Here is a 20,677-nt window from a genome sequence, read left to right on the forward strand (position 1 = left end):
GTGACTGTAACCGATCGCTCCCAGCAGTTGTTCGAGCGCGCCGAAGGGCTCGTCCCCGGCGGCGTGAACTCGCCGGTCCGCGCCTTCGGGGCGGTCGGCGGGACGCCGCGCTTCATCGCCTCGGCGCGCGGACCCTACCTGACCGACGCCGACGGCAACGAGTACGTCGACCTGATCTGCTCGTGGGGTCCGATGATCCTCGGGCACGCGCACCCGGACGTGGTCGCGGCGGTGCGGGAGGCGGCGGGCCGCGGCACGTCCTACGGGGCGCCGACGCCCGGCGAGGTCGAGCTGGCCGAGGAGATCGTCGCGCGGACGCCGGTGGAGAAGGTCCGGCTGGTCAACTCGGGGACCGAGGCGACGATGTCGGCGATCCGGCTGGCGCGCGGCTTCACCTCCCGCCCGAAGATCGTCAAGTTCGCGGGCTGCTACCACGGGCACGTCGACTCGCTGCTGGCCGCGGCGGGGTCGGGCGTGGCGACGTTCGCGCTGCCGGACACCCCCGGCGTGACGGGCGCGACGACCGCCGACACGATCGTGCTGCCGTACAACGACGTCGCGGCGGTGGAGACGGCGTTCGACGAGCACGGCCACGAGATCGCCTGCGTGATCGCCGAGGCGGTGCCGTGCAACATGGGCGTCGTGCCGCCGCTGAACGGCTTCAACGCGCTGCTGAAGCGGCTGTGCGAGCGCTACGGGGCGCTGCTGGTGCTGGACGAGGTGCTGACCGGCTTCCGGGCGTCGCGGTCCGGCTGGTACGGGATCGAGGGCGTCGCGGCGGACCTGGTGACGTTCGGGAAGGTGATGGGCGGCGGGCTGCCCGCCGCCGCGTTCGGCGGCCGCGCCGAGATCATGGACCGGCTCGCGCCCGCCGGGCCCGTCTACCAGGCGGGGACCCTGTCGGGGAACCCGCTCGCGACGGCCGCGGGGCTGGCGACGCTGCGCGGCGCGACCGACGAGGTGTACGCGGCGATCGACCGGGCCGCCGGGATCGTGTCGAAGGCCGCGTCGGAGGCGCTGGCGAAGGAGGGCGTCCCGCACTCGCTGCAGAACGCCGGCAGCCTCTTCTCGATCTTCTTCGCGGACGGCCCGGTCGGCGACTTCGCCGCCGCGCAGCGCCAGGACGTCAAGGCGTACGGGGCGTTCTTCCACGCGGCGCTCGAACGCGGCGTCTACCTGCCGCCCTCGGCGTACGAGGTGTGGTTCCTGTCGGCCGCCCACGACGACGAGGCGATCGGCCGCATCCTGGACGTCCTGCCCCACGCCGCCCGCGCCGCTGCGCTGTCTTCTTGATCCCGGCCCAGGGGGCTCGCCTGGCGGCTCGCCCCCTGACCGGGATCGGGCGAGCGCGGCATCGCTTCGCGATCTTCCCGGTGAGGCTCGCCTTCGGCTTCGCCTCACCGGTCAGGTAACGCGCTCGCGTGACGGCTGAGGCACCTCAAGGCAGCCTGAGTGAACTGAGGGCGCGGAAGGCGCGGAGCGCGGCGGCGGTCGACTCCGGGTGCGGGGCGTGCAGCGGAGCGCGGACGGCGGGGTCGTCGATCACGCCGATCTCGGCCAGGCACGCCTTCAGCACGGACGGCGACGGCTCGGCGAACAGCGCCCGCGCGAGCGGCAGCAGCGCGTTGTGCATCGCCAGGCCGCGGGCCGCGTTGCCGTGCCGGACCGCGTCCGCCATGTCCGCGTAGGCCCGCGGCGCCAGGCACGCGGACGCGGCGACGCCGCCTGACCCGCCGAGCTGCAGCATCGGGTAGATGTACGCGTCGTCGCCGCACAGCACGGCCTTGCCGGTCTCCGCCGCCAGCATGTCCAGGGTGTCCTGGTCGACGGCGCCCGCGCAGTGCTTGATCCCGGCGACGCAGTCGAGCCCGAGCAGCCGGACGAGCGCCTCCCCGGACAGCGCCTTCCCCGTCCGGTAGGGGACGTTGTAGGCGATGAGGGGGACGTCCACGGCGGCGCCGACGGCCGCGAAGTGGTCGATGACGCCGTCGTCGGACGGACGCAGGTAGTACGGCACGACGACGAGCAGCGCGTCGGCGATCGGCGCGCGCTCGCGGGCCTCCCGGATCGTGTCCGCGGTGCCCATCGTCCCGGCGCCGACGATCAGCCGGGCGCCGTGCTCGATGGACACGGCCCGGCACACCTCCAGGACGGTCCGCCGCTCCTCGGCCGTCAGCAGTGGGGCCTCGCCGGTGGTGCCGAGCGCGACGAGCCCGTCCGCGCCCTGCTCCAGGCAGTGGACGGCGAGGCGTTCGAGGGACTTGGCGTCGACTTCGCCGGAGCCGGTGAACGGCGTCACGAGCGCCGCGTGGATTCCGTGCATGGGTGTCACCTCGTCTGGACGGGCTCCGGCGGAGCCACCTGGATGGGCGCGCGGGACGCGCGGGACCGCAGCCGGACGCTGCCCGCCGCGACGCCGCAGATGATGAGCGCCGCCCCGGCGAGGCGCGTCCCGTCCACGTGCTCGCCGAGGACCAGCGCGGCGGACAGCAGCCCGAACGGCGGGACGAGCAGCGAGTACATGGCGACGGTGCCGGCCTCGTAGCGGCGCATCAGCCAGCCCCACACGCCGAACCCGACGAGCGTCGAGACGTAGGCGATGAACGCCAGCGAGCCCACCCCGGCGACGGACAGGTGGCGCGCGGCGTCCGGCACCGCTCCCGGCCCCTCGAAGATCAGCGAGAGGGCGAACAGGGGGACGGGCGGGACCAGCGACATCCAGACCATGAACCCGAACGCGTCGACGGGTTCTGCCGCGGTCTGGTTCATCCGCCGCATCGCGACGTTCGCCAGCCCCCAGCTCGCCGCCCCGCCGATGCACAGCAGGAACGCACCGACAGGACTGCCGCCCTCGGCCTGGGCCACCCCGAGGAGCGCGACGCCGCTGAACGCGACGGCCATCCCGGCGATCTGCCGGGCGCCGAGACGCTCGCGCAGCAGCACCCCGGCGAACAGCGCGGTGAAGATCGCCTGGACCTGGAGGACCACCGACGACAGCCCCGCGGGCATCCCCAGCCGCATGCCGATGAACAGCAGCGCGAACTGCCCGACGCCCAGCGGGATCCCGACCAGCCACAGCCAGCGGACGGCGACCGGCGGGCGCCGCACGAAGAACACCGCCGGCAGCGCGGCGGCGGTGAACCGCAGCGCGGCGAGCAGCAGCGGCGGGAAGTCCTCCAGCGCGACCTTGATCGGGACGAAGTTGAATCCCCAGATCGCGGCGATCAACGTGGCCAGCAGGACGTGGCGCGGTCTCATGTCCCGATCGTCGCCGCGGCCTTGTTTTAGGACAAGCTAGAATCTGTCGACTTCTCGTTTTAGAGTTACTACATGCTCGATCTCGAACGGCTGCGCGCCCTGCACTCCGTCGCCACCTACGGCTCGGTCAGCGCCGCCGCCGACGTGCTGCACGTCACCACCTCCGCGGTCTCCCAGCAGCTCGCCAAGCTGGAGCGGGAGACCGGGCAGAAGCTGCTCGAGCGCAACGGCCGCGGCGTGCGGCTCACCGACGCCGCCGAGCTGCTCGTCGGGCACGCCGAGCGGATCCTGTCCCTCGTCGAGCAGGCCCAGGCCGACCTGGAGGCGCACCGCGGCTCGGTCGTCGGCCAGCTGACCCTCGCCGCGTTCCCCACCGCCGTCCGCGGGCTGATGCCGCAGGCGCTGCCGCTGCTCCGCACCGAGCACCCGGACCTGCACGTCCTGGTCCGCGAAGAGGACCCGCTGCACAGCATGCCCCTCGTCCTGCGCGGCGACCTCGACATGGCGGTCGTCCAGGACTGGAGCAACGAGCCGCTCCCGCTGCCCGAGGGCCTGCACAAGGGCGCCATCTGCGAGGACGTCGCCGACGTCGCGCTGCCCGCCGGGCATCCGCTGGCCGGCCGCCTCAGCGTCGACCTGAAGGAGCTGGCCGGCGACCCGTGGATCAGCTCCGTGCCGGACAGCATCTGCTGCGACTGGCTCCTGCGCACCCTGCGCGCCATCGACAGCGAGCCCCGCATCGAGCACATGGCCTACGAGTTCGCGACGCAGCTCGCGCTCGTCGCCGCCGGCCTCGGCAACGCGATCCTGCCCCGCCTCGGCCGCTGCGACGTGCCGCCGGGCGTCGCGATCGTGCCGCTCGCCGAGCCGCTGACCCGCCGCGTGTACGCGGTCTGGCGGGAGGAGGCCGCGCGCCGTCCCGCGATCCGCGCGGTCGTGGCGGCGCTGCGCTCCGGCGTCCCCGACTCCGCCGAGCGAGCCGCCTGACGGCCCGCGCCCCGCCCCATCTCGCGCCCTGTCCCAGACCCTGGAGCGGCCGGTTCGCCGCACCGCGCCCGATTCGGTACGTTCTTCGCGATCATGGCGGGAGGGCGCGATGAGCGGCTGGCGGGTCGAGGGCTACACCGAGGTACGGGAGCTGGGCGCGGGCGCCCAGGGACGCGTCGTGCTCGCCCGGCACGAGCCGTCCGGCACCCCCGTGGCGATCAAGTACCTGAACGCGTCCGCGAGCGAGGCCGAGCGGGAGCGGCTGCGACACGAGGCCCGGATGCTGGGGCGGGCCGAGAGCCCGCACGTCGCCCGCCTCTTCCACCTCGTCGAGGGCCCCGACGGCGCCGCGATCATCATGGAGGCCGTCGACGGGGTGTCGCTCAAGGAGCTGCTCGCCCGGCGCGGGGCGCTCGGCCCCGAGGCGTCCCTGTCGGTGCTGAAGGGCTCGCTGCTCGGCCTCGCCGCCGCCCACGCCCTCGGCGTCGTGCACCGCGACTACAAGCCCGCGAACGTCGTCGTCCCGGCGGACGGGCGGAGCCGGCTCGTCGACTTCGGCATCGCGACCCCCGCCGGGCGGGAGGCGGGCGGCGCCGGCACCCCGTACTACATGGCGCCCGAGCAGTGGGACCGGCACATCGCCACGCCCGCGTCCGACGTGTACGCCGCGACCTGCGTGTTCGTCGAGTGCGTCAGCGGGCACCGGCCGTTCGGCGGGAACCGCGCCGAGCTGATGCGCGCGCACCTCACCGGCCCCGTGCCGGTCGAGACCGTCCCCGAGCCGCTCCGCCCCCTCGTCGCGCGGGGCATGGCGAAGGACCCGGCCGACCGCCCGCCGGGCGCCGCCGCGTTCGTCGACGACCTGGAGCGGACCGCCCGGGAGGTGTACGGGCCGGACTGGGAGTCCCGCGGGATCCGTGCGCTCGCCGCGTCCGCCGTCGCCCTCGCCGCCCTGTTCCCGCTGGCCGCGTGGGTCGTCCCGGGCGCCGCGTCGGCGGCCGGGACCGCCGCCGCGCAGGGCGCCGCGCACGCCGCCGGGCAGGCCGCCGGGCACGCGGCCGGGCAGGCCGCCGCGGGCCACGCCGCCGGCAAGGTCGGCGTGGCGAGCGCGATCAAGGCGTTCCTCGGCAGCGCGGGCGGCATCGCGACGGCCGCCGCCGGGACGGCCGTGGTCGTCGGCGCCGGCGCCATCGCCGTCCAGCAGTTCACCGGGGACGATCCGGCGCCGCGCCCCACGAGCACCCGGCCCGTCGCGGCCGTCGCAGCCGTCCGCGGCTGCCCCACCACCGACGCCGGCGGCGGGAAGACGACGCCGTCGCCCGGCCCCGCGCAGGTCCGCCTCCCCGAGCAGGTGAAGCTGCCGAAGGACGCCGCCGTCTACGCCCTCGGCCAGGGCCGGTACCTGATCGGCCCGGCCTCGACGGGGTGCTCCGGTTCGATGGGCGCGAACGCCGGATACACCACGATCGGCGATTCGAAGACGCTCCGGATCACGCAGAACTGGCAGGGATCCGTCGGCAACATCGCCGACCAGGTCTGCAAGTACTTCCCGGACTCGCCCGAGGCCGCGAAGGCGAAGCGGAACTTCGGCCCCTGCACGTCCGCCGTGCATGACCGGCAGGACGTCCCGACGGGGGAGCCGGCGCTGCGGCTTGCGCTGGCGACCGAGCAGCCGACCGAGCTGCCGCCGCCGTCGCCCTACATGATGGTGACCCTGGTCACGATGGGATCCAACGGGCTGCCCTCGCCCGTCACCTGCCTGGCGCCCGCGGCCCGCGCCGACATGTGCGACGCCGCGCTCACGCACTGGTTCGTCCAGGCCACGACAGACACGAAGATCGCCAAGCCCGACCTGGACCGGGTCGCCGCCCGCATCGCCGCGTACGTGAGGACCGCCGCCAAGTGAGCGTCCCGTCCGCGCCCCGGGGCCGGGGCGCGGACGGGACGGCCGGGCGGCGCGGGTAGCCTGATCGGGCCATGACTGACACGACGATCGTTCACCTGCTGCGGCACGGTGAGGTGCACAATCCCGAAGGCGTCCTGTACGGGCGCCTGCCCGGCTACCGGCTCAGCGAGGACGGCGTCCTCATGGCCAAGGCCGCCGCCAAGTGGTTCGCCGACCGGGACGTCACCGCGCTGTTCTCCTCGCCGATGCAGCGGGCGCTGGAGACCGCCGCGCCGCTGGCCGACTCGTTCGACCTGCCCGTGACGGTGGACGATCGGCTGATCGAGGCGGAGAACCACTTCGAGGGGCTGACCTTCGGGGTGGGACCGGGCTCGCTGCGCCGCCCCGAGCACTGGCGCCACCTGGTGAACCCGTTCCGCCCGTCGTGGGGCGAACCGTACAAGGAGCTCGCGGCGCGGATGCGCGCGGCCGTGATCCGGGCGCGGGAGGCGGCGCGCGGCCACGAGGCGGTGTGCGTCAGCCACCAGCTGCCGATCTGGATCCTGCGGCTGCACGCCGAGCACCGCCGGCTCTGGCACCACCCGAACCGGCGCGAGTGCGCGCTGGCCAGCGTGACCAGCCTCACGTTCGAGGGCAGCAGGCTCGTGGACGTCGGCTACCACGAGCCGGCCGAGGGGATCGCGAAGGGCCCCAGTGTCGCGGGTGCCTGACGGCACCGCTAAGTTGTGTACTACGTCTTGTAGTAGTAGGAGGGTCCGTTGAGCCCCCGAATGACCCACGCGCGCGCGGCGGCCGCCTCCGTCGCGCTCTGCGGGCTGCTGGCCGGCTGCGCGGGAACCGGTTCGGCCAAGAGCGGCCCGGACGGGAACGACAACCGGTTCATCTCGGGCGACGGCAACGTCACGCAGTACCAGCCCGGCCACCGCAAGAGCCTCCAGGAGGTCACCGGCCAGACGCTCGACGGGCGGTCGTTCCGGCTCGACTCCCTCAAGGGCAAGGTCGCGGTCGTCAACTTCTGGGCGTCGTGGTGCGCGCCCTGCCGCGGCGAGGCGCCGTCGCTGGAGCAGATCTACACCGAGAACAAGGCGAAGGGCCTGGAGCTCCTCGGCGTCAACTTCAAGGACGCCAAGGACAACGCCAAGGCGTACGAGCGCAAGTTCAAGGTCACCTACCCCAGCCTGTTCGACGGGGACGGCCAGGTCACGCTCGCGTTCCGCGAGGTGCCGCCGAGCGCCATCCCCAGCACCCTCGTCCTGGACCGGCAGGGGAAGGTCGCGGCGCGCATCATCGGCGCCACCACCTACTCCAAGCTGAACCCGCTGGTCGCGAAGGTGCTCGCGGAAAAATGAGCGCGGCGCGGTGAACGTTGACGAGACGGTGACGAGCGGGTCGCTGGTGGCGGCGGCGCCGCTGGCGGCGCTCGCCGGGCTCGTCTCGTTCCTGTCGCCGTGCGTGCTGCCGCTCGTCCCCGGCTACCTGTCGTACGTGACGGGGATGACCGGCGCGGACCTCGCCGAGCAGCGGCGCGGCCGGCTGCTGTCCGGCGTGCTGCTGTTCGTCGCGGGCTTCAGCGTGGTGTTCGTCAGCTACGGGGTGGCCTTCGGCGGCCTCGGCCGCTGGCTGCTGGAGTACCAGGACCAGATCACCCGGGTGCTCGGCATCGTCACGATCGTCTTCGGGCTGGCGTTCATGGGCCTGATCCCGGGACTGCAGCGGACGATGAAGTCGGGCCGGCTGCCGTCGGCGGGCCTCGCCGGCGCGCCGCTGCTCGGCGCCCTGTTCGCGCTCGGCTGGACGCCGTGCATCGGGCCGACGCTCGGCGCCGTCCAGTCGCTGGCGATCAGCGAGGCGAGCGCCACCCGCGGCGCGCTGCTGTCGCTGGCGTACTGCGCCGGACTGGGCGTGCCGTTCGTCGTGACGGCGGTCGCCTACCGCCGCGCGCTCGGCGCGTTCGGGGCGGTGAAGCGGCACTACCCCCTCGTCATGCGGATCGGCGGGGGGATGCTCGTCCTCATCGGGGTGCTGCTGGTGAGCGGCCTGTGGGGGGAACTGAACATCGAACTGAAGTCGTGGATCAGCGGCTTCGAGCCGGTTCTGTGAGGCCGAAGGATCGGCAGAGGCATTGATATGAGCGACATCAAGGACATCGAGACCGGCACGCAGGCGCCCGCCGCGCGGCAGGCGCCCGAGGAGGTGCCGCGGCCCAGGGGCATCGGCCCGCTGGGCTGGCTGCGCTGGGGCTGGCGGCAGCTCACCACGATGCGCACGGCGCTGATCCTGCTGTTCCTGGTGGCGCTGGGCGCGGTGCCGGGGTCGGCGCTGCCGCAGCGCGGGCAGGCGCCGGAGAAGGTCGCGGCCTACCTCGCCGACCACAAGACGATCGGCCCGGTCCTCGACAAGCTCTCGATGTTCGACGTGTTCGCCGCGCCCTGGTTCGCGGCGATCTACATCCTGCTGTTCGTGTCGCTGGCGGGCTGCGTCGTCCCGCGCGCCGTGAAGCACTACCAGTCGATGCGGGCCCGCCCGCCGGCGGCGCCGAGCAACCTCGGGCGGCTGCCGCAGTCGGTGTCGTACGAGACGGACGGCGCGCCCGAGGACGTCCTCGCCGAGGCGCGCAAGGTGCTGCGCGGCCGCCGGTTCCGGGTGGACGTGTCGGGCGGCGCGGCGGCCGCGGAGAAGGGCTACCTGGGGGAGACCGGCAACCTGGTCTTCCACCTGGCGCTGCTCGGGCTGCTGTTCGCGCTCGGCGCGGGCAACATGTTCGGCTACCGGGGCAGCGTCCTCATCACCGAGGGCAAGACGTTCGCGAACTCGCTCGGCCAGTACGACCAGTTCACCCCGGGGCGGCTGTTCAATGACGGCGACCTCTCCCCGTTCACCGTCAGCCTGGACGACTTCAAGGCCAAGTACGAGCTGGAGGGCGACAAGCGCGGGCAGGCCACGGCGTTCGACGCCTGGATCCACTACCGGGACAAGCCGTCCGGCAAGGACGAGAAGTACGACCTGCGGCTCAACCATCCGCTGAAGGTCGGCGGGACGAAGGTGTACCTGCTCGGCCACGGCTACGCGCCGAAGTTCACCGTGAAGGACGCCAAGGGGAACATCGCCTTCCAGGACGCCGTCCCGTTCCTGGCGATGGAGCCGCGCAACCTGACGTCCGAGGGCGTCATCAAGGTCCCGGACGCCGAGCCCGACCAGCTCGCGTTCTACGCGATCCTGTGGCCGACGGCGGTCGCCAGCCAGGACGGCAAGCAGATCGTGTCGGCGTTCCCCGGCGCGCTGCGTCCCGTCATCACCCTGTCGTCGTTCAAGGGCGACCTCGGCCTCGACTCCGGCACCCCGCAGTCGGTGTACAAGCTGGAGGGCATCGGCAAGACGCTCCTGCCGATCAAGGGCGGGGAGAAGCTGCTGGAGCCGGGCGAGACCTTCACGCTCCCCGGCAACGCGGGCTCGATCACCTTCGACGGGATGGCGGAGTACGCGACGCTGTCGGTCAACCACGACCCCGGGCGCATCCCCGCGCTGATCGCGGCGGTGCTCGCGGTGCTGGGCGTGGCGACCTCGTTCCTCGTCCGGCGGCGCAGGGTGTGGGTCCGTGCGAGCGCCGGGAAGGGCGGGCGTACGGTGGTGGAGGTCGGCGGCCTCACCCTCGGCAACCCGACCTCGGAGTTCGACGACATCGTGGCCGCGCTGCGCGGCCCCGACGCCGGATCGGACGCCGGACCGGAGGCCGAGAAGGAGACGTCCGGACCGGACGGGTCCGGACCGGCGGAGACAGGGCGGGAGAAGGCCGAGCCCGCCCGGGACGAGGCCGTCCGGGACGAGCCCGTCAAGGACGAGCCCGTCAAGGACGAGCCCGGGCCAGAACAGAACGGGTCCGAAGCGGAACCCGGCGCCGATCGGGGTTCCGGGTCGGCAACCGAACCGAAGGAGTGACGAGGTGAGCAACGCCGACCTCGCGAACCTGAGCGACAAGCTCATGCTGACCACCGTGGTGATGTACATCGTCGCGCTGGTCGCCTACGCGGCCGATCTCGGCTTCGGCCGCCGCTCCGCGGCGGTGGCCGAGGAGCGGGCCGAGGCGAAGGTGCTCGTCGGCGCCGCGGGCGCCGAGACCGTCGAGGACGCCGAGCCGGCCCGCGCGGCGGCCGCCGCGGACGGGGACGCCGGGTCGCAGCGCCAGCGGGTCGAATGGGCGCGGCTGGCGGTCCTGCTGAACGTGCTCGGCTGGGTGTCGCACCTCGGCATCCTGGTGACCCGCGGGCTGGCGGTGCACCGCTGGCCGTGGGGCAACATGTACGAGTTCATGACGGCGCTGTCGTTCGCCGCCGTGACCGCGTTCATGATCGTCGCGGTGCGCTACAAGGCACGGTTCCTCGGCGCCTTCGTGATGGCCGCCGTGGTGATCGCGCTCGGCGTCGACAACATCTGGCTGTACGACTCGGCCGGCCCGGTCAGCCCGGCGCTGAACTCGTACTGGATCGCGATCCACGTCACCGCCGCGATCATCGCGACGGGCTCGTTCACGGTGGCGGGCGCCGCGACCATCCTGTACCTGCTGAAGACCCGCGCGGAGGCGAGCGAGGCCGGGGTGGGCGGCGGGATGCTGTCGCGCATCCCGTCCGCCGAGGACCTCGACCGGCTGTCGATGCGGGTGACGACGTTCGCCTTCCCGATCTGGACGGCCGCCATCATCATGGGCGCCATCTGGGCCGACGAGGCGTGGGGCCGGTACTGGGGCTGGGACCCCAAGGAGGTCTGGTCGTTCGTCACCTGGATCGTCTACGCCGCCTACCTGCACGCGCGCGCGACGGCCGGGTGGAAGGGCCGCAAGGCGGCGATCCTGTCGCTGATCGGCTTCGGCTGCCTGCTGTTCAACTTCTTCGGCGTCAACTACATGTTCTCGGGCATGCACTCCTACGCCTGAGCGCGCTCACCGAGCACGTCACGAGCAGGTCATCGAGGACCGCGGCACCGTTCCGGCGGGCGCCGCGGTCCTCGCACATCCGCGCCCGTCCGTTCCGTGGTGACTCGCGGGGATGACGCCGTGTCGGGTTGCGGCTTACCCTGCCTCCGGGGGCCCTCTCGCTCGGCGACTCCGCGGGCCCCGCTGACAGAGGAGCCCGATGCGCTTCAAAGGCATCCACCGAAAGCCCCGGGAGCTCAGGAATCGGGAGGCGCCCCGGGGCTCCGCGGTCCGCGGGGACGACGCGGGCTACGCGCCGTCGCCGCCGGACTCGGGACGGCGCCCGGAGCCCGCGCACGTCAGGCCGCGCAGCAACCAGCCCCGCGACCGGTTCGGCCGGTTCCGCAAGGCCGGCCGCGACGACGACTTCGCGCTCGCCCCCGGCGCCGACCGCCCGGACCCCGCCGAGGCGCACCCCGGACGGTACGGGCGGCGCGGCGCGGGCCGCCCCCGCCCCGGCGACTACGCGTGGACCGACTTCGAGCTCGACGACGCGCTGCGCGTCGAGCCGTACCCGCCGGGCATGCCGCACGTGGCCGACGGGCGGCGGCACTGCGGCGTGCTGGAGAGCGTCCTGCACCGGCAGTGGGACGCCCGGCAGGGCCCGCCGCCGCCGGAGGTGATCAGGGCCGTCGACAGCCTCGCGTCGCTGCCGGAGCCGCTCAAGGAGAAGCTCGCGGGCGGCCTCGACGGCATCTACGTCGGGCCCGGCGGCGTCCCGCAGCTGGACGACATGGGCCACCTGCGCGACCGCCCGCTGCCGTCCGGCCGCGCGACCTGGGACATCTGCGCCGGCGCCTACGGCGACCGCAAGATCATCGTGGGGGACCGGCCGTCGCCGACCCCGGACGTGATGCTGCACGAGGTCGGGCACGCGCTCGACGACATCGACGGCGAGTCCGGCGGGTGGACCTCCGACAGCCCCGCCTTCCGGGAGCTGTACGAGCTGTGCCGCCCGCACCTGGCCAGCGACTTCCACCGGCAGCCCGACGCGCTCGGCCGGCGCGAGTTCTTCGCCGACGCGTTCGCCGCGATCTCGTCCCGGCAGCGGCCCGCGCTGGTCGATATGCTCGCCGGCAACATCAGGACGGCACTGGAAGTCATGCTCTTCTTCAACCGCAGATACGGCATCTAGGACACCGTGATGCCGGCGAAGGCGATGGACTCCGAAGGTGATCGACGATGTACGTGATCCGGCTCCCCGACGGCACGCTCCGGGTGCCCCACAGCGTCCTCGCCGACCAGGGCGACGACGCGGCGGGCGCGGGTCACGACGGGGCGGGGCTGGAGCGGGGCGGGCGGATCATCGCCGACGCCTATGTGGAGATCGGGCCCGGTGATCCCGACTACGACCGGCTCCTCGGCCAGTCGCTGACCGAGGAGGAGTTGGAGGACAGGCGCCGCCGGTGGCGGGACGAGGACGCCGAGCTGGCGCGCAGGTTCGAGGAGTGGCGGGACGGCGGGGCGGAGGAGTAGCCGTGCCGGATCATCGCGCTGCCCCGGCCGCCCGGGCTGGTGGACCGGCCGCGGGAGGGCGGCGGTCCGGGCGGTTCCGAGGCGGGGGCGGGCCCCCATGCGTTCCCGGCCGGTGTCGCCGGGGTCAGAGTCTTCCGAGGGGGGACGACCCCCCACATCCCCCGAGCGGCTTCGCCGGGGTCAGTGTCTTCCGAGGGGGGACGACCCCCCACACCCCCCGAGCGGCTTCGCCGGGGTCAGTGGACCGAGTGCTCGGCGACCGGCTCTTCCCCGCGCAGCAGCGCGTGGACCTCGGACTCCCGGAAGCGGCGGTGGCCGCCGGGAGTGCGGATGCTGCTGATCCGGCCGGCCGCGGCCCACCGGGTGACCGTTTTCGGATCGACCCGGAAGAGGGCGGCGACTTCCCCTGGGGTCAGCAGGCGCTCGCTCGTGCTCTCCACGTTTTCTCTCCCCCTTTGTCCCGCTCTCGGTGCGGGTGGACTGTTTAACAGTGTGGCGGGTCAAGACCGATTTCTCCCTTGTTTTCGGAAAAGATCACGCTCCGTAGTTCGCCGAGCAGCGGCGATGACGGTCGGTGCCCGCCACCTGGGCCTCCGGGGCCTCGCACACCACACTTGACCTGCCGTGTCACGCCGGCAACGGGCCCTTGACAGGCCGATGGACGCTCGGTGGCGCGCGCGCCGGAACCGCGCCGGAACCGCGCCGGCACCGCGGGCGCGTTAACGGCCCGGGCGGCCGACCCCATACCCTCGTGACCATGTCCGATCTTGTTTCGCTGCCGGAGATCGAGCGCGCCGCCGAACGCCTCGCCGGCGTCACCGTGCGCACGCCGCTCGTCCCGTTCCCCGGGTCCGGCGACGGGACGGCGCTGCTGGTGAAGGCCGAGTCCCTGCAGCCGATCGGAGCGTTCAAGCTGCGCGGCGCGTACAGCACCATCGCCGGGCTGTCCGAGGAGGAGCGCGAGCGCGGCGTCGTCACCCACTCCAGCGGCAACCACGCCCAGGCCGTCGCCTACACCGCCCGCGAGCTCGGGATCCCCGCCGTGCTGGTCATGCCGCACACCACCCCCGGCGTGAAGGTGGACGCCTGCATCGCGCTCGGCGCCGAGATCGTCTACGTCGAGCCGACCGCCGAGGCCCGCCAGGAGACCGCGGCCAAGCTCGCCGCCGCGCACGGTTTCACCCTCGTCCCGCCCTACGACGACGCCCGCGTCATCGCCGGCCAGGGCACCGTCGGGCTGGAGATCGTCCAGGACCGTCCGGACGTCGACGTCGTGCTCGTCCCGGTCAGCGGCGGCGGACTGATCGCCGGCGTCGCCGCCGCCGTGAAGGCGCTGCGCCCCGAGGCGAAGGTGATCGGCGTCGAGCCCGAGCTGGCCGCCGACGCCCGCGACTCGATGCGCGAGGGGCGGCCCGTCGCCTGGGACGCCGAGAAGACCGGCCGCACCATCGCCGACGCCCTGCGCGTCCAGCGCGTCGGCGACCTGCCGTTCGCGCACATGCGCGAGCACGTCGACGGCATGATCGCCGTCACCGAGGACGAGATCCGCCGCACCATGCGCCGCCTCGCCCGCGAGGCCCGGCTCATCGCCGAGCCCGGCGGCGCCGTCGCCACCGCCGCCTTCCTCTACCACCGCGCCGAACTGCCCGCCGGCACCACCTATGTCTCCGTCCTCTCCGGCGGCAACGTCGACCCCGCCCTCTTCCTGGACGTCCTGAAGTAACCCCCAGGAGAGATCACGATTTCGCCGGGGTAACCTCGAAGGGTCATGCGTTCCGTACTGCTCTACACCGCAGGCCGGCTGGCGATCTTCGCGGCCACGGCCGGTGTGCTCGCGCTGTTCGGGGCCCGCGGGTTCCTGCTCCTGCTGCTGGCGCTGCTGATCAGCGGCATCGTCAGCTTCGTCCTGCTGTCCGGCCAGCGCGACCGGATGTCGGCCGCGGTGACCTCCGGGCTGAGCTCCCAGCGCGACAGGTTCCAGCGCGCGAAGACCCGCGAGGACGCGTAGCCCGGTACCGCACGGGCGCCTCGATGGCGCGCGCGGGGCGGCAATAGGCTGGCCTCATGACCCGCGCCTCCTTGGATAAGAAACCCGCCGACGTGGCGGCGATGTTCGACGGCACCGCGGAGCGGTACGACCTGCTGAACACGCTGATGACGGGCGGGCAGGACCGGCGCTGGCGGCGGGAGGCCGTCCGCGCGCTGGACGCGCGGCCGGGCGAGCGGATCCTCGACCTCGCGGCCGGGACCGGGACGTCCTCGGTGCCGTTCGCCGAGGCCGGGGCCGAGACCGTGGCCTGCGACTTCTCCCTCGGCATGCTCCGGGTGGGGGTGCGCCGGCAGGCGGGCGTGCCGCGGCTGAGCTTCGTGGCCGGCGACGCGCTGCGGCTGCCGTTCGCGGACGGCTCCTTCGACGCGGTGACGATCTCCTTCGGGCTGCGCAACGTCGCCGACACCGGGCGCGCGCTGCGCGAGCTGCGGCGGGTGGCCAAGCCCGGCGGCCGGCTGCTGATCTGCGAGGTCAGCCATCCGCCGAACCCGCTGCTGGCGCTCGGCCACAAGGCGCACCTGAAGTACGGTCTGCCGCTGCTGGCGCGGGTCAGCTCCAACCCCGGCTCCTACCGCTACCTCGCCGAGTCGACGCTCGCCTGGCCCGACCAGGCGGGGCTGGCGCGGCTCGTCCAGGACGCGGGCTGGACGAAGGTGCGCTGGCGCGATCTCACCTTCGGGGTGGCGGCGATGCATCATGCGATCAACCCCGGCTGATCGCCCGCCCGGCGGGTTCGGGACCGGTCCAAAACGGAACCGGCCCAGATGTACCCACCGGGCGTGATAAAGGAATAGACTCCCCACCGGATCCTTGTGAAGTACTTCACAAGCGAACGAGCTAAAGAGGAACGCCGTGACCGACTCCACCCGACACGCGGACGTCATCGTCGTCGGGGCAGGCCCCGCCGGATCGTCGACCGCCTACTGGCTCGCGCAGGCCGGGCTGGACGTGCTCCTGCTGGAGAAGGCCACCTTCCCGCGCGACAAGATCTGCGGCGACGGCCTCACCCCGCGCGCGGTCCGCGCGCTCATCGGGATGGGCGTCGACATCAACGACCCCGGCTGGGGGCGCAACAAGGGGCTGCGCATCTACGGCGGCGGAGTGAAGGTCGAGCTGCCCTGGCCGGAGCTCGCGAGCTTCCCCGACTTCGGCCTGGTCCGCAAGCGCACCGACCTCGACCAGCTGCTCGCCGAGCACGCCGCGAAGGCCGGCGCCCAACTGCTGCAGGGCTGCAACGTGACCGGCCCGATCGTCGACGACCGCACCGACCGGATCAAGGGCGTCACCGCCACCTATGAGGGCGAGGAGATCGAGTTCCACGCGCCGCTGGTCGTCGCGGCCGACGGCAACTCGACCCGGCTGTCACTGGCGATGGGCCTGCGCCGCCGCGAGGACCGGCCCATGGGCGTCGCCGTCCGGCGCTACTTCCAGACGCCGCGCCACGACGACGAGTACATGGAGGCGTGGCTCGAACTGTGGGACGGCGAGCGCCTGCTCCCCGGCTACGGCTGGGTGTTCGGCGTCGGCGACGGCACGTCCAACGTCGGGCTCGGCCTGCTCAACACCAGCAAGGCGTTCCAGAACGTCGACTTCCGGGGCATGATGCGGCGCTGGTGCGCGCAGATGCCGGAGGACTGGCAGTTCGACGAGGAGCACGCGACCTCGAAGATCCGCGGCGCGGCGCTGCCGATGGGCTTCAACCGGCAGCCGCACTACACCCGCGGGATGCTGCTGGTCGGCGACGCCGGCGGCATGATCAACCCGTTCAACGGCGAGGGCATCGACTACGCGCTGGAGTCCGGCCGGCTGGCCGCCGACATCATGGTGCAGGCGCTGGCGCGGCGCACCCCGGCGCAGCGCGAGCGGACCCTGTACGAGTACCCGCGCATCCTGAAGGACGAGCACGGCGGCTACTTCACCCTGGCCCGCGTGTTCGTGCAGGCCATCGGCGACCCGCGGATCATGAAGTTCCTGACCGCGCACGGCCTGCCGCACCCCACCCTCATGCGGTTCACCCTCAAGCTGCTCGCCAACCTGACCGACCCGAAGGGCGGCGACGCCATGGACCGGGTCATCAACGCGATGCAGAAGGTGGCGCCGGCGGCATGAGCGAGTTCCGGATGCTCCCGCAGATATCGCTGTTCGCCGCGAAGTCGCAGGTGAGCGGACTACAGTGCATTACCCGACCCCCTGAGGGGAGTGCTATTGATCACCTTGGCTAGGGTGGCGACCCGTGCTCGTGAGAATTTTCACGAGCGTGTGAAGGGTCACGCCGCCGAGGCGCGCCGGTCCGGCCCCGGACCCCGCGCCCCGTACAGCGTCGTACGTACCGAGGAGGGGCGGTAGAGACATGGATCTCTATGTTCCGATCATCGTGCTGGGAGCGCTCGCCTTCGTCTTCGCCGCCGGCTCGGTGGCGATGGCCTCGCTCACCGGCCCGAAGCGCTGGAACCGCGCGCGGCTGGACGCCTACGAATGCGGCATCGAACCGACCCCCCAGCCGGTCGGCGGCGGGCGGTTCCCCGTCAAGTACTACCTGACGGCGATGCTGTTCATCGTCTTCGACATCGAGATCATCTTCCTGTACCCGTGGGCCGTCGCCTTCGACCACATGGGCATGTTCGGCCTCGTGGAGATGGTCCTTTTCATCGTCACCGTTCTCGTCGCCTACGCCTACATCTGGCGTCGCGGCGGTCTGGAGTGGGACTGACATGGGTCTTGAGGAGAAACTCCCGAGCGGGTTCCTGCTGACGACGGTCGAGCAGGTCGCGGGCTGGGCGCGCAAGAGTTCGGTGTGGCCGGCGACGTTCGGCCTGGCGTGCTGCGCGATCGAGATGATGGCCGCCGGCGACCCGAGGCACGACTTCTCCCGCTGGGGGATGGAGCGCGCCTCCGCGACGCCGCGGCAGGCCGACCTGATGATCGTCGCGGGCCGGGTGAGCCAGAAGATGGCCCCGGTGCTGCGGCAGATCTACGACCAGATGACCGAGCCCAAGTGGGTCATCGCGATGGGCGTGTGCGCCTCGTCCGGCGGCATGTTCAACAACTACGCGATCGTGCAGGGCGTCGACCACATCGTCCCGGTGGACATCTACCTGCCCGGCTGCCCGCCGCGGCCGGAGATGCTGCTGGACGCGATCCTGAAGCTGCACGACAAGATCCAGAACACCAAGCTCGGCCCGCAGCGCAAGAAGCAGATCGTCGAGCTGGAAGAGGCCAAGCGCCGCCAGCTGCCGCTGCTGGGACAAGGAACGGTTTAGATGTCTTCCGAGAACCCTGAGCAGAGGGCCGAGCAGGGCGCCGACCAGCTGCCCGCGCAGGCCGAGGAGGAGCGCCGCGAGCAGCCGATCGCCCGCACGGGCATGTTCGGCGCCAAGACGACCGGCGACACCTCCGGATACGGGCGGCTGGTCATCCGGCAGAGCCCGAAGGTCACCGCGCCGCGCCCCTACGGCGGGCCGGGCGGCGCCGCCGAGCCCGGCGAGTTCGACGAGATCGCCGACGAGCTGGAGCGCGCGCTCCCCGACTTCGGCGACGCCATCGAGCGCGTCGTGGTGCACCGCGGCGAGCTGACGTTCTTCGTCAAGCGCGAGCGGCTCCTCGACGTCGCGCGCACCATGCGGGACGAGGCGTCGCTGCGCTTCGAGCTGTGCTCCGGCGTGTCCGGCGTGCACTACCCGAAGGACGAGGGCGCCGAGCTGCACTCGGTCGTGCACCTGCTGTCGATCACCCACAACCGGCGGGCGCGGCTCGAGGTCACCTGCCCGGACGCCGACCCCCACGTCCCGTCGCTGGTGCCGGTGTACCCGACGTGCGACTGGCACGAGCGCGAGACCTACGACTTCTTCGGGATCGTCTTCGACGGCCACCCGGCGCTGACGCGCATCGAGATGCCCGACGACTGGGTCGGCCATCCGCAGCGCAAGGACTACCCGCTCGGCGGCATCCCCGTCGAGTACCGAGGCGCGGAGATCCCCCCGCCGGACGAAAGGCGGTCGTACGTATGAGCTCCACGAAGTACACCGAGTACGACGCCTACGCCGCCGAGGAGGCGGCCGAGGGCCGCGTGTTCGACGTCAACGGCCAGGACTGGGACCAGGTCGTCGCGGGCGCCGAGGACCTCGGGGACGAGCGCCTCGTGGTCAACATGGGCCCGCAGCACCCGTCCACGCACGGCGTCCTGCGGCTGATCCTCACGCTCGACGGCGAGACCGTCGACGACTGCCGGGTGGGCATCGGGTACCTGCACACCGGCATCGAGAAGAACATGGAGTTCCGCACCTGGACGCAGGGCACCACGTTCTGCACGCGCATGGACTACCTCGCGCCGATCTTCAACGAGACGGCGTACTGCCTGGGCGTGGAGAAGCTGCTGGACGTCACCGACCAGGTGCCGGAACGGGCCCAGATCATCCGCGTGATGATGATGGAGCTGAACCGGATCTCCTCGCATCTGGTCGCCATCGCCACGTTCGGCCTCGAGCTCGGCGCGACGACCGTCATGCTGAACGGCTTCATCGAGCGCGAGTACACCCTTGACCTCTTCGAGGAGATCACGGGTCTGCGGATGAACATGGCGTACGTCCGTCCGGGCGGCGTTGCCCAGGACCTGCCGAGCGGCGCGCTCAGCAAGATCCGCGACTATCTCGACCGGATGCCCAAGCGGATCCAGGCGCTGCGGAAGCTGATGGACGCCAACCCCGTCTACCTGGCCCGGACCAGGGACATCGCGTATCTGGACCTTACCGGGTGCATGTCGCTGGGCGTCACCGGCCCCATGCTTCGCGCGACCGGCCTGCCGTGGGACCTGCGCAAGTCGCAGCCCTACTGCGGCTACGAGACCTACGACTTCGAGGTCGCGACGCAGGACACCTGCGACGTGTACGGCCGCTATCTCGTGCGGATGCAGGAGATGGAGGAGTCGCTGAAGATCGTCGAGCAGTGCGTCGAGCGGCTCCAGCGGGTCAAGGGCCCGGTGATGATCGAGGACAAGAAGATCGGCTGGCCGGCGCAGCTCGCGATCGGCGCGGACGGGATGGGCAACTCGCCCCGGCACATCGCGCACATCATGGGCACCTCGATGGAGGCGCTGATCCACCACTTCAAGCTGGTGACGGAGGGCTTCCGGGTGCCGGCGGGGCAGGCGTACTCGCACATCGAGTCGCCGCGCGGCGAGCTCGGCGCGCACGTGGTCAGCGACGGCGGCACCCGCCCGTACCGCGTGCACTTCCGCGAGCCGTCCTTCGTCAACCTGCAGGCCACGCCCGCGATGGCCGAAGGCGGCATGGTCGCCGACGTGATCGCTGCCGTCGCCAGCATCGACCCGGTCATGGGGGGAGTGGACCGATGACGTTCTCACCAGAGGTGCGCGAGCGCCTGGAGCGCGACGCCAAGCAGATCATCGGCCGGTATCCGAAGCCGCGGTCGGCGCTGCTCCCGCTGCTGCACCTGGTGCAGTCGGAGGAGGGGCACGTCTCGCAGGACGGCATCGAGTTCTGCGCCGAGCAGCTCGGCATCACGCCGGCCCAGGTGACGGGCGTGTCGACGTTCTACACGCAGTACAAGCACGAGCCGGTCGGCGAGTACCACGTCGGCGTGTGCATCAACACGCTGTGCGCGGTGATGGGCGGCGACCAGATCTGGAACGAGCTGACCGAGCACACCGGCGTCGGCCACGACGAGGCCACCCCTGACGGCAAGGTCAGCCTGGAGCGGATCGAGTGCAACGCGGCCTGCGACTTCGCGCCGGTGATGATGGTCAACTGGGAGTTCTTCGACAACATGACTCCCGAGAAGGCCAAGCGGCTGGTCGACGACCTGCGCTCGGGTAAGGAAGTGCTTCCTTCGCGCGGCCCGAACAAGCTGTGCACCTGGAAGGACGCCTCCCGGGTCCTCGCCGGGTTCCCCGACGGCCGCGCCCACGAGGGCGTGCAGGCCGGGCCCGAGTCGCTGCGCGGCCTGGAGCTGGCGAAGCAGCGCGGGTGGGAGGCCCCTCAAAGCGCCGTTGCCGGGGGGTCTGGGGGGTCGTCCCCCC

General features: G+C 72.2%; 21 protein-coding genes and 1 pseudogene. 19 read left to right on the top strand and 3 right to left on the bottom strand.

Annotated elements, in window-relative coordinates; translation table 11 throughout:
- Nucleotides 1-1,293, top strand: coding sequence for a glutamate-1-semialdehyde 2,1-aminomutase (gene hemL / locus J4557_RS37195; protein WP_208271497.1), 1,293 nt, complete (start codon nt 1-3; stop codon nt 1,291-1,293).
- A 145-nt stretch (nt 1,294-1,438) separates the two neighbouring features.
- Here hemL and J4557_RS37200 read toward each other — a convergent pair whose 3' ends face one another.
- Nucleotides 1,439-2,323: a 4-hydroxy-tetrahydrodipicolinate synthase family protein gene (locus tag J4557_RS37200; protein WP_208271498.1), complete on the bottom strand. Its 885-nt coding sequence runs from the start codon at nt 2,321-2,323 to the stop codon at nt 1,439-1,441.
- Between the two features lie 5 nt (nt 2,324-2,328).
- Entirely contained in the window at nt 2,329-3,258 is a 930-nt protein-coding gene (locus tag J4557_RS37205; protein WP_208271499.1) for an EamA family transporter, read from the bottom strand.
- 72 nt (nt 3,259-3,330) lie between these two features.
- Between J4557_RS37205 and J4557_RS37210 the strand changes: the two genes are divergently transcribed.
- The 9 genes from J4557_RS37210 (at nt 3,331) to J4557_RS37250 (ending at nt 12,593) form a co-directional block, all read left to right on the top strand.
- Nucleotides 3,331-4,245 (top strand): LysR family transcriptional regulator, encoded by a 915-nt coding sequence (locus J4557_RS37210; RefSeq protein ID WP_208271500.1) that lies wholly within the window; start codon nt 3,331-3,333, stop codon nt 4,243-4,245.
- A 109-nt stretch (nt 4,246-4,354) separates the two neighbouring features.
- Nucleotides 4,355-6,151: a serine/threonine-protein kinase gene (locus tag J4557_RS37215; RefSeq protein WP_208271501.1), complete on the top strand. Its 1,797-nt coding sequence runs from the start codon at nt 4,355-4,357 to the stop codon at nt 6,149-6,151.
- Between the two features lie 71 nt (nt 6,152-6,222).
- On the top strand, nt 6,223-6,861 hold the full coding sequence (locus J4557_RS37220) for a histidine phosphatase family protein (protein WP_208271502.1): 639 nt from the start codon (nt 6,223-6,225) through the stop codon (nt 6,859-6,861).
- Between the two features lie 48 nt (nt 6,862-6,909).
- The gene (locus J4557_RS37225; RefSeq protein WP_243776956.1) at nt 6,910-7,500 is read left to right on the top strand and encodes a TlpA family protein disulfide reductase; all 591 of its coding nucleotides are present in this window, start codon (nt 6,910-6,912) and stop codon (nt 7,498-7,500) included.
- 10 nt (nt 7,501-7,510) lie between these two features.
- Nucleotides 7,511-8,251 carry a cytochrome c biogenesis CcdA family protein gene (locus tag J4557_RS37230; RefSeq protein ID WP_208271503.1) on the top strand — a complete coding sequence of 247 codons (741 nt, stop codon included), beginning with the start codon at nt 7,511-7,513 and terminating at the stop codon, nt 8,249-8,251.
- 27 nt (nt 8,252-8,278) lie between these two features.
- Nucleotides 8,279-10,087, top strand: coding sequence for a cytochrome c biogenesis protein ResB (gene resB / locus J4557_RS37235; protein WP_208271504.1), 1,809 nt, complete (start codon nt 8,279-8,281; stop codon nt 10,085-10,087).
- A gap of 4 nt (nt 10,088-10,091) precedes the next feature.
- Nucleotides 10,092-11,078 carry a c-type cytochrome biogenesis protein CcsB gene (gene ccsB, locus J4557_RS37240; protein WP_208271505.1) on the top strand — a complete coding sequence of 329 codons (987 nt, stop codon included), beginning with the start codon at nt 10,092-10,094 and terminating at the stop codon, nt 11,076-11,078.
- A 199-nt stretch (nt 11,079-11,277) separates the two neighbouring features.
- Nucleotides 11,278-12,252, top strand: coding sequence for a hypothetical protein (locus J4557_RS37245; RefSeq protein ID WP_208271506.1), 975 nt, complete (start codon nt 11,278-11,280; stop codon nt 12,250-12,252).
- A 47-nt stretch (nt 12,253-12,299) separates the two neighbouring features.
- A complete protein-coding gene (locus J4557_RS37250; RefSeq protein ID WP_208271507.1) occupies nt 12,300-12,593 on the top strand; it encodes a hypothetical protein in 294 nt (97 codons plus the stop codon).
- Nucleotides 12,594-12,829: 236 nt separating this feature from the next.
- Here the strand turns inward: J4557_RS37250 and J4557_RS37255 are convergent, their stop codons facing one another.
- Complete coding sequence (locus J4557_RS37255; RefSeq protein WP_151543245.1) at nt 12,830-13,033, bottom strand: BldC family transcriptional regulator; 204 nt, start codon at nt 13,031-13,033, stop codon at nt 12,830-12,832.
- A gap of 317 nt (nt 13,034-13,350) precedes the next feature.
- On the opposite strand from J4557_RS37255, the gene J4557_RS37260 reads away from it, so the two are divergent.
- From J4557_RS37260 to nuoE, 9 genes and pseudogenes are all read left to right on the top strand, one after another.
- Nucleotides 13,351-14,316: a threonine ammonia-lyase gene (locus J4557_RS37260; protein WP_208271508.1), complete on the top strand. Its 966-nt coding sequence runs from the start codon at nt 13,351-13,353 to the stop codon at nt 14,314-14,316.
- Nucleotides 14,317-14,361: 45 nt separating this feature from the next.
- Nucleotides 14,362-14,601, top strand: a complete 240-nt coding sequence (locus tag J4557_RS37265) for a DUF4229 domain-containing protein (protein ID WP_208271509.1) — start codon at nt 14,362-14,364, stop codon at nt 14,599-14,601.
- A 56-nt stretch (nt 14,602-14,657) separates the two neighbouring features.
- A complete protein-coding gene (locus J4557_RS37270; protein WP_208271510.1) occupies nt 14,658-15,359 on the top strand; it encodes a demethylmenaquinone methyltransferase in 702 nt (233 codons plus the stop codon).
- Between the two features lie 136 nt (nt 15,360-15,495).
- Nucleotides 15,496-16,752 carry a geranylgeranyl reductase family protein gene (locus J4557_RS37275; protein ID WP_208271511.1) on the top strand — a complete coding sequence of 419 codons (1,257 nt, stop codon included), beginning with the start codon at nt 15,496-15,498 and terminating at the stop codon, nt 16,750-16,752.
- Between the two features lie 241 nt (nt 16,753-16,993).
- Nucleotides 16,994-17,353 carry an NADH-quinone oxidoreductase subunit A gene (locus tag J4557_RS37280; RefSeq protein WP_208271512.1) on the top strand — a complete coding sequence of 120 codons (360 nt, stop codon included), beginning with the start codon at nt 16,994-16,996 and terminating at the stop codon, nt 17,351-17,353.
- Nucleotide 17,354: 1 nt separating this feature from the next.
- Nucleotides 17,355-17,903, top strand: a complete 549-nt coding sequence (locus J4557_RS37285) for a NuoB/complex I 20 kDa subunit family protein (RefSeq protein ID WP_208271513.1) — start codon at nt 17,355-17,357, stop codon at nt 17,901-17,903.
- Nucleotides 17,904-18,650, top strand: a complete 747-nt coding sequence (locus J4557_RS37290) for an NADH-quinone oxidoreductase subunit C (RefSeq protein ID WP_208271514.1) — start codon at nt 17,904-17,906, stop codon at nt 18,648-18,650.
- Nucleotides 18,647-19,993 (top strand): NADH-quinone oxidoreductase subunit D, encoded by a 1,347-nt coding sequence (locus tag J4557_RS37295; RefSeq protein ID WP_243776957.1) that lies wholly within the window; start codon nt 18,647-18,649, stop codon nt 19,991-19,993. Before J4557_RS37290 ends, J4557_RS37295 begins: the two co-directional genes overlap by 4 nt.
- Nucleotides 19,990-20,646: pseudogene (nuoE, locus tag J4557_RS37300) on the top strand (NADH-quinone oxidoreductase subunit NuoE); the annotation flags it as partial. The gene J4557_RS37295 and the pseudogene nuoE, both read left to right, overlap by 4 nt.
- Nucleotides 20,647-20,677 lie beyond the last annotated feature (31 nt).

The organism is Actinomadura nitritigenes (assembly GCF_017573545.1).
In the GTDB taxonomy this organism is placed as follows: domain Bacteria; phylum Actinomycetota; class Actinomycetes; order Streptosporangiales; family Streptosporangiaceae; genus Spirillospora; species Spirillospora nitritigenes.

What these genes read in the sequence shown, in the direction of transcription:
- J4557_RS37295 (WP_243776957.1), top strand. Translation starts at nt 18,647, where the DNA reads ATGAGCTCCACGAAGTACACCGAGTACGACGCCTACGCCGCCGAGGAG.
- J4557_RS37200 (WP_208271498.1), bottom strand. Translation starts at nt 2,323, where the DNA reads ATGCACGGAATCCACGCGGCGCTCGTGACGCCGTTCACCGGCTCCGGC.
- J4557_RS37260 (WP_208271508.1), top strand. Translation starts at nt 13,351, where the DNA reads ATGTCCGATCTTGTTTCGCTGCCGGAGATCGAGCGCGCCGCCGAACGC.
- J4557_RS37285 (WP_208271513.1), top strand. Translation starts at nt 17,355, where the DNA reads ATGGGTCTTGAGGAGAAACTCCCGAGCGGGTTCCTGCTGACGACGGTC.
- J4557_RS37290 (WP_208271514.1), top strand. Translation starts at nt 17,904, where the DNA reads ATGTCTTCCGAGAACCCTGAGCAGAGGGCCGAGCAGGGCGCCGACCAG.
- J4557_RS37265 (WP_208271509.1), top strand. Translation starts at nt 14,362, where the DNA reads ATGCGTTCCGTACTGCTCTACACCGCAGGCCGGCTGGCGATCTTCGCG.
- J4557_RS37220 (WP_208271502.1), top strand. Translation starts at nt 6,223, where the DNA reads ATGACTGACACGACGATCGTTCACCTGCTGCGGCACGGTGAGGTGCAC.
- J4557_RS37270 (WP_208271510.1), top strand. Translation starts at nt 14,658, where the DNA reads ATGACCCGCGCCTCCTTGGATAAGAAACCCGCCGACGTGGCGGCGATG.
- J4557_RS37210 (WP_208271500.1), top strand. Translation starts at nt 3,331, where the DNA reads ATGCTCGATCTCGAACGGCTGCGCGCCCTGCACTCCGTCGCCACCTAC.
- J4557_RS37245 (WP_208271506.1), top strand. Translation starts at nt 11,278, where the DNA reads ATGCGCTTCAAAGGCATCCACCGAAAGCCCCGGGAGCTCAGGAATCGG.
- resB (WP_208271504.1), top strand. Translation starts at nt 8,279, where the DNA reads ATGAGCGACATCAAGGACATCGAGACCGGCACGCAGGCGCCCGCCGCG.
- J4557_RS37280 (WP_208271512.1), top strand. Translation starts at nt 16,994, where the DNA reads ATGGATCTCTATGTTCCGATCATCGTGCTGGGAGCGCTCGCCTTCGTC.
- J4557_RS37215 (WP_208271501.1), top strand. Translation starts at nt 4,355, where the DNA reads ATGAGCGGCTGGCGGGTCGAGGGCTACACCGAGGTACGGGAGCTGGGC.
- J4557_RS37250 (WP_208271507.1), top strand. Translation starts at nt 12,300, where the DNA reads ATGTACGTGATCCGGCTCCCCGACGGCACGCTCCGGGTGCCCCACAGC.
- J4557_RS37205 (WP_208271499.1), bottom strand. Translation starts at nt 3,258, where the DNA reads ATGAGACCGCGCCACGTCCTGCTGGCCACGTTGATCGCCGCGATCTGG.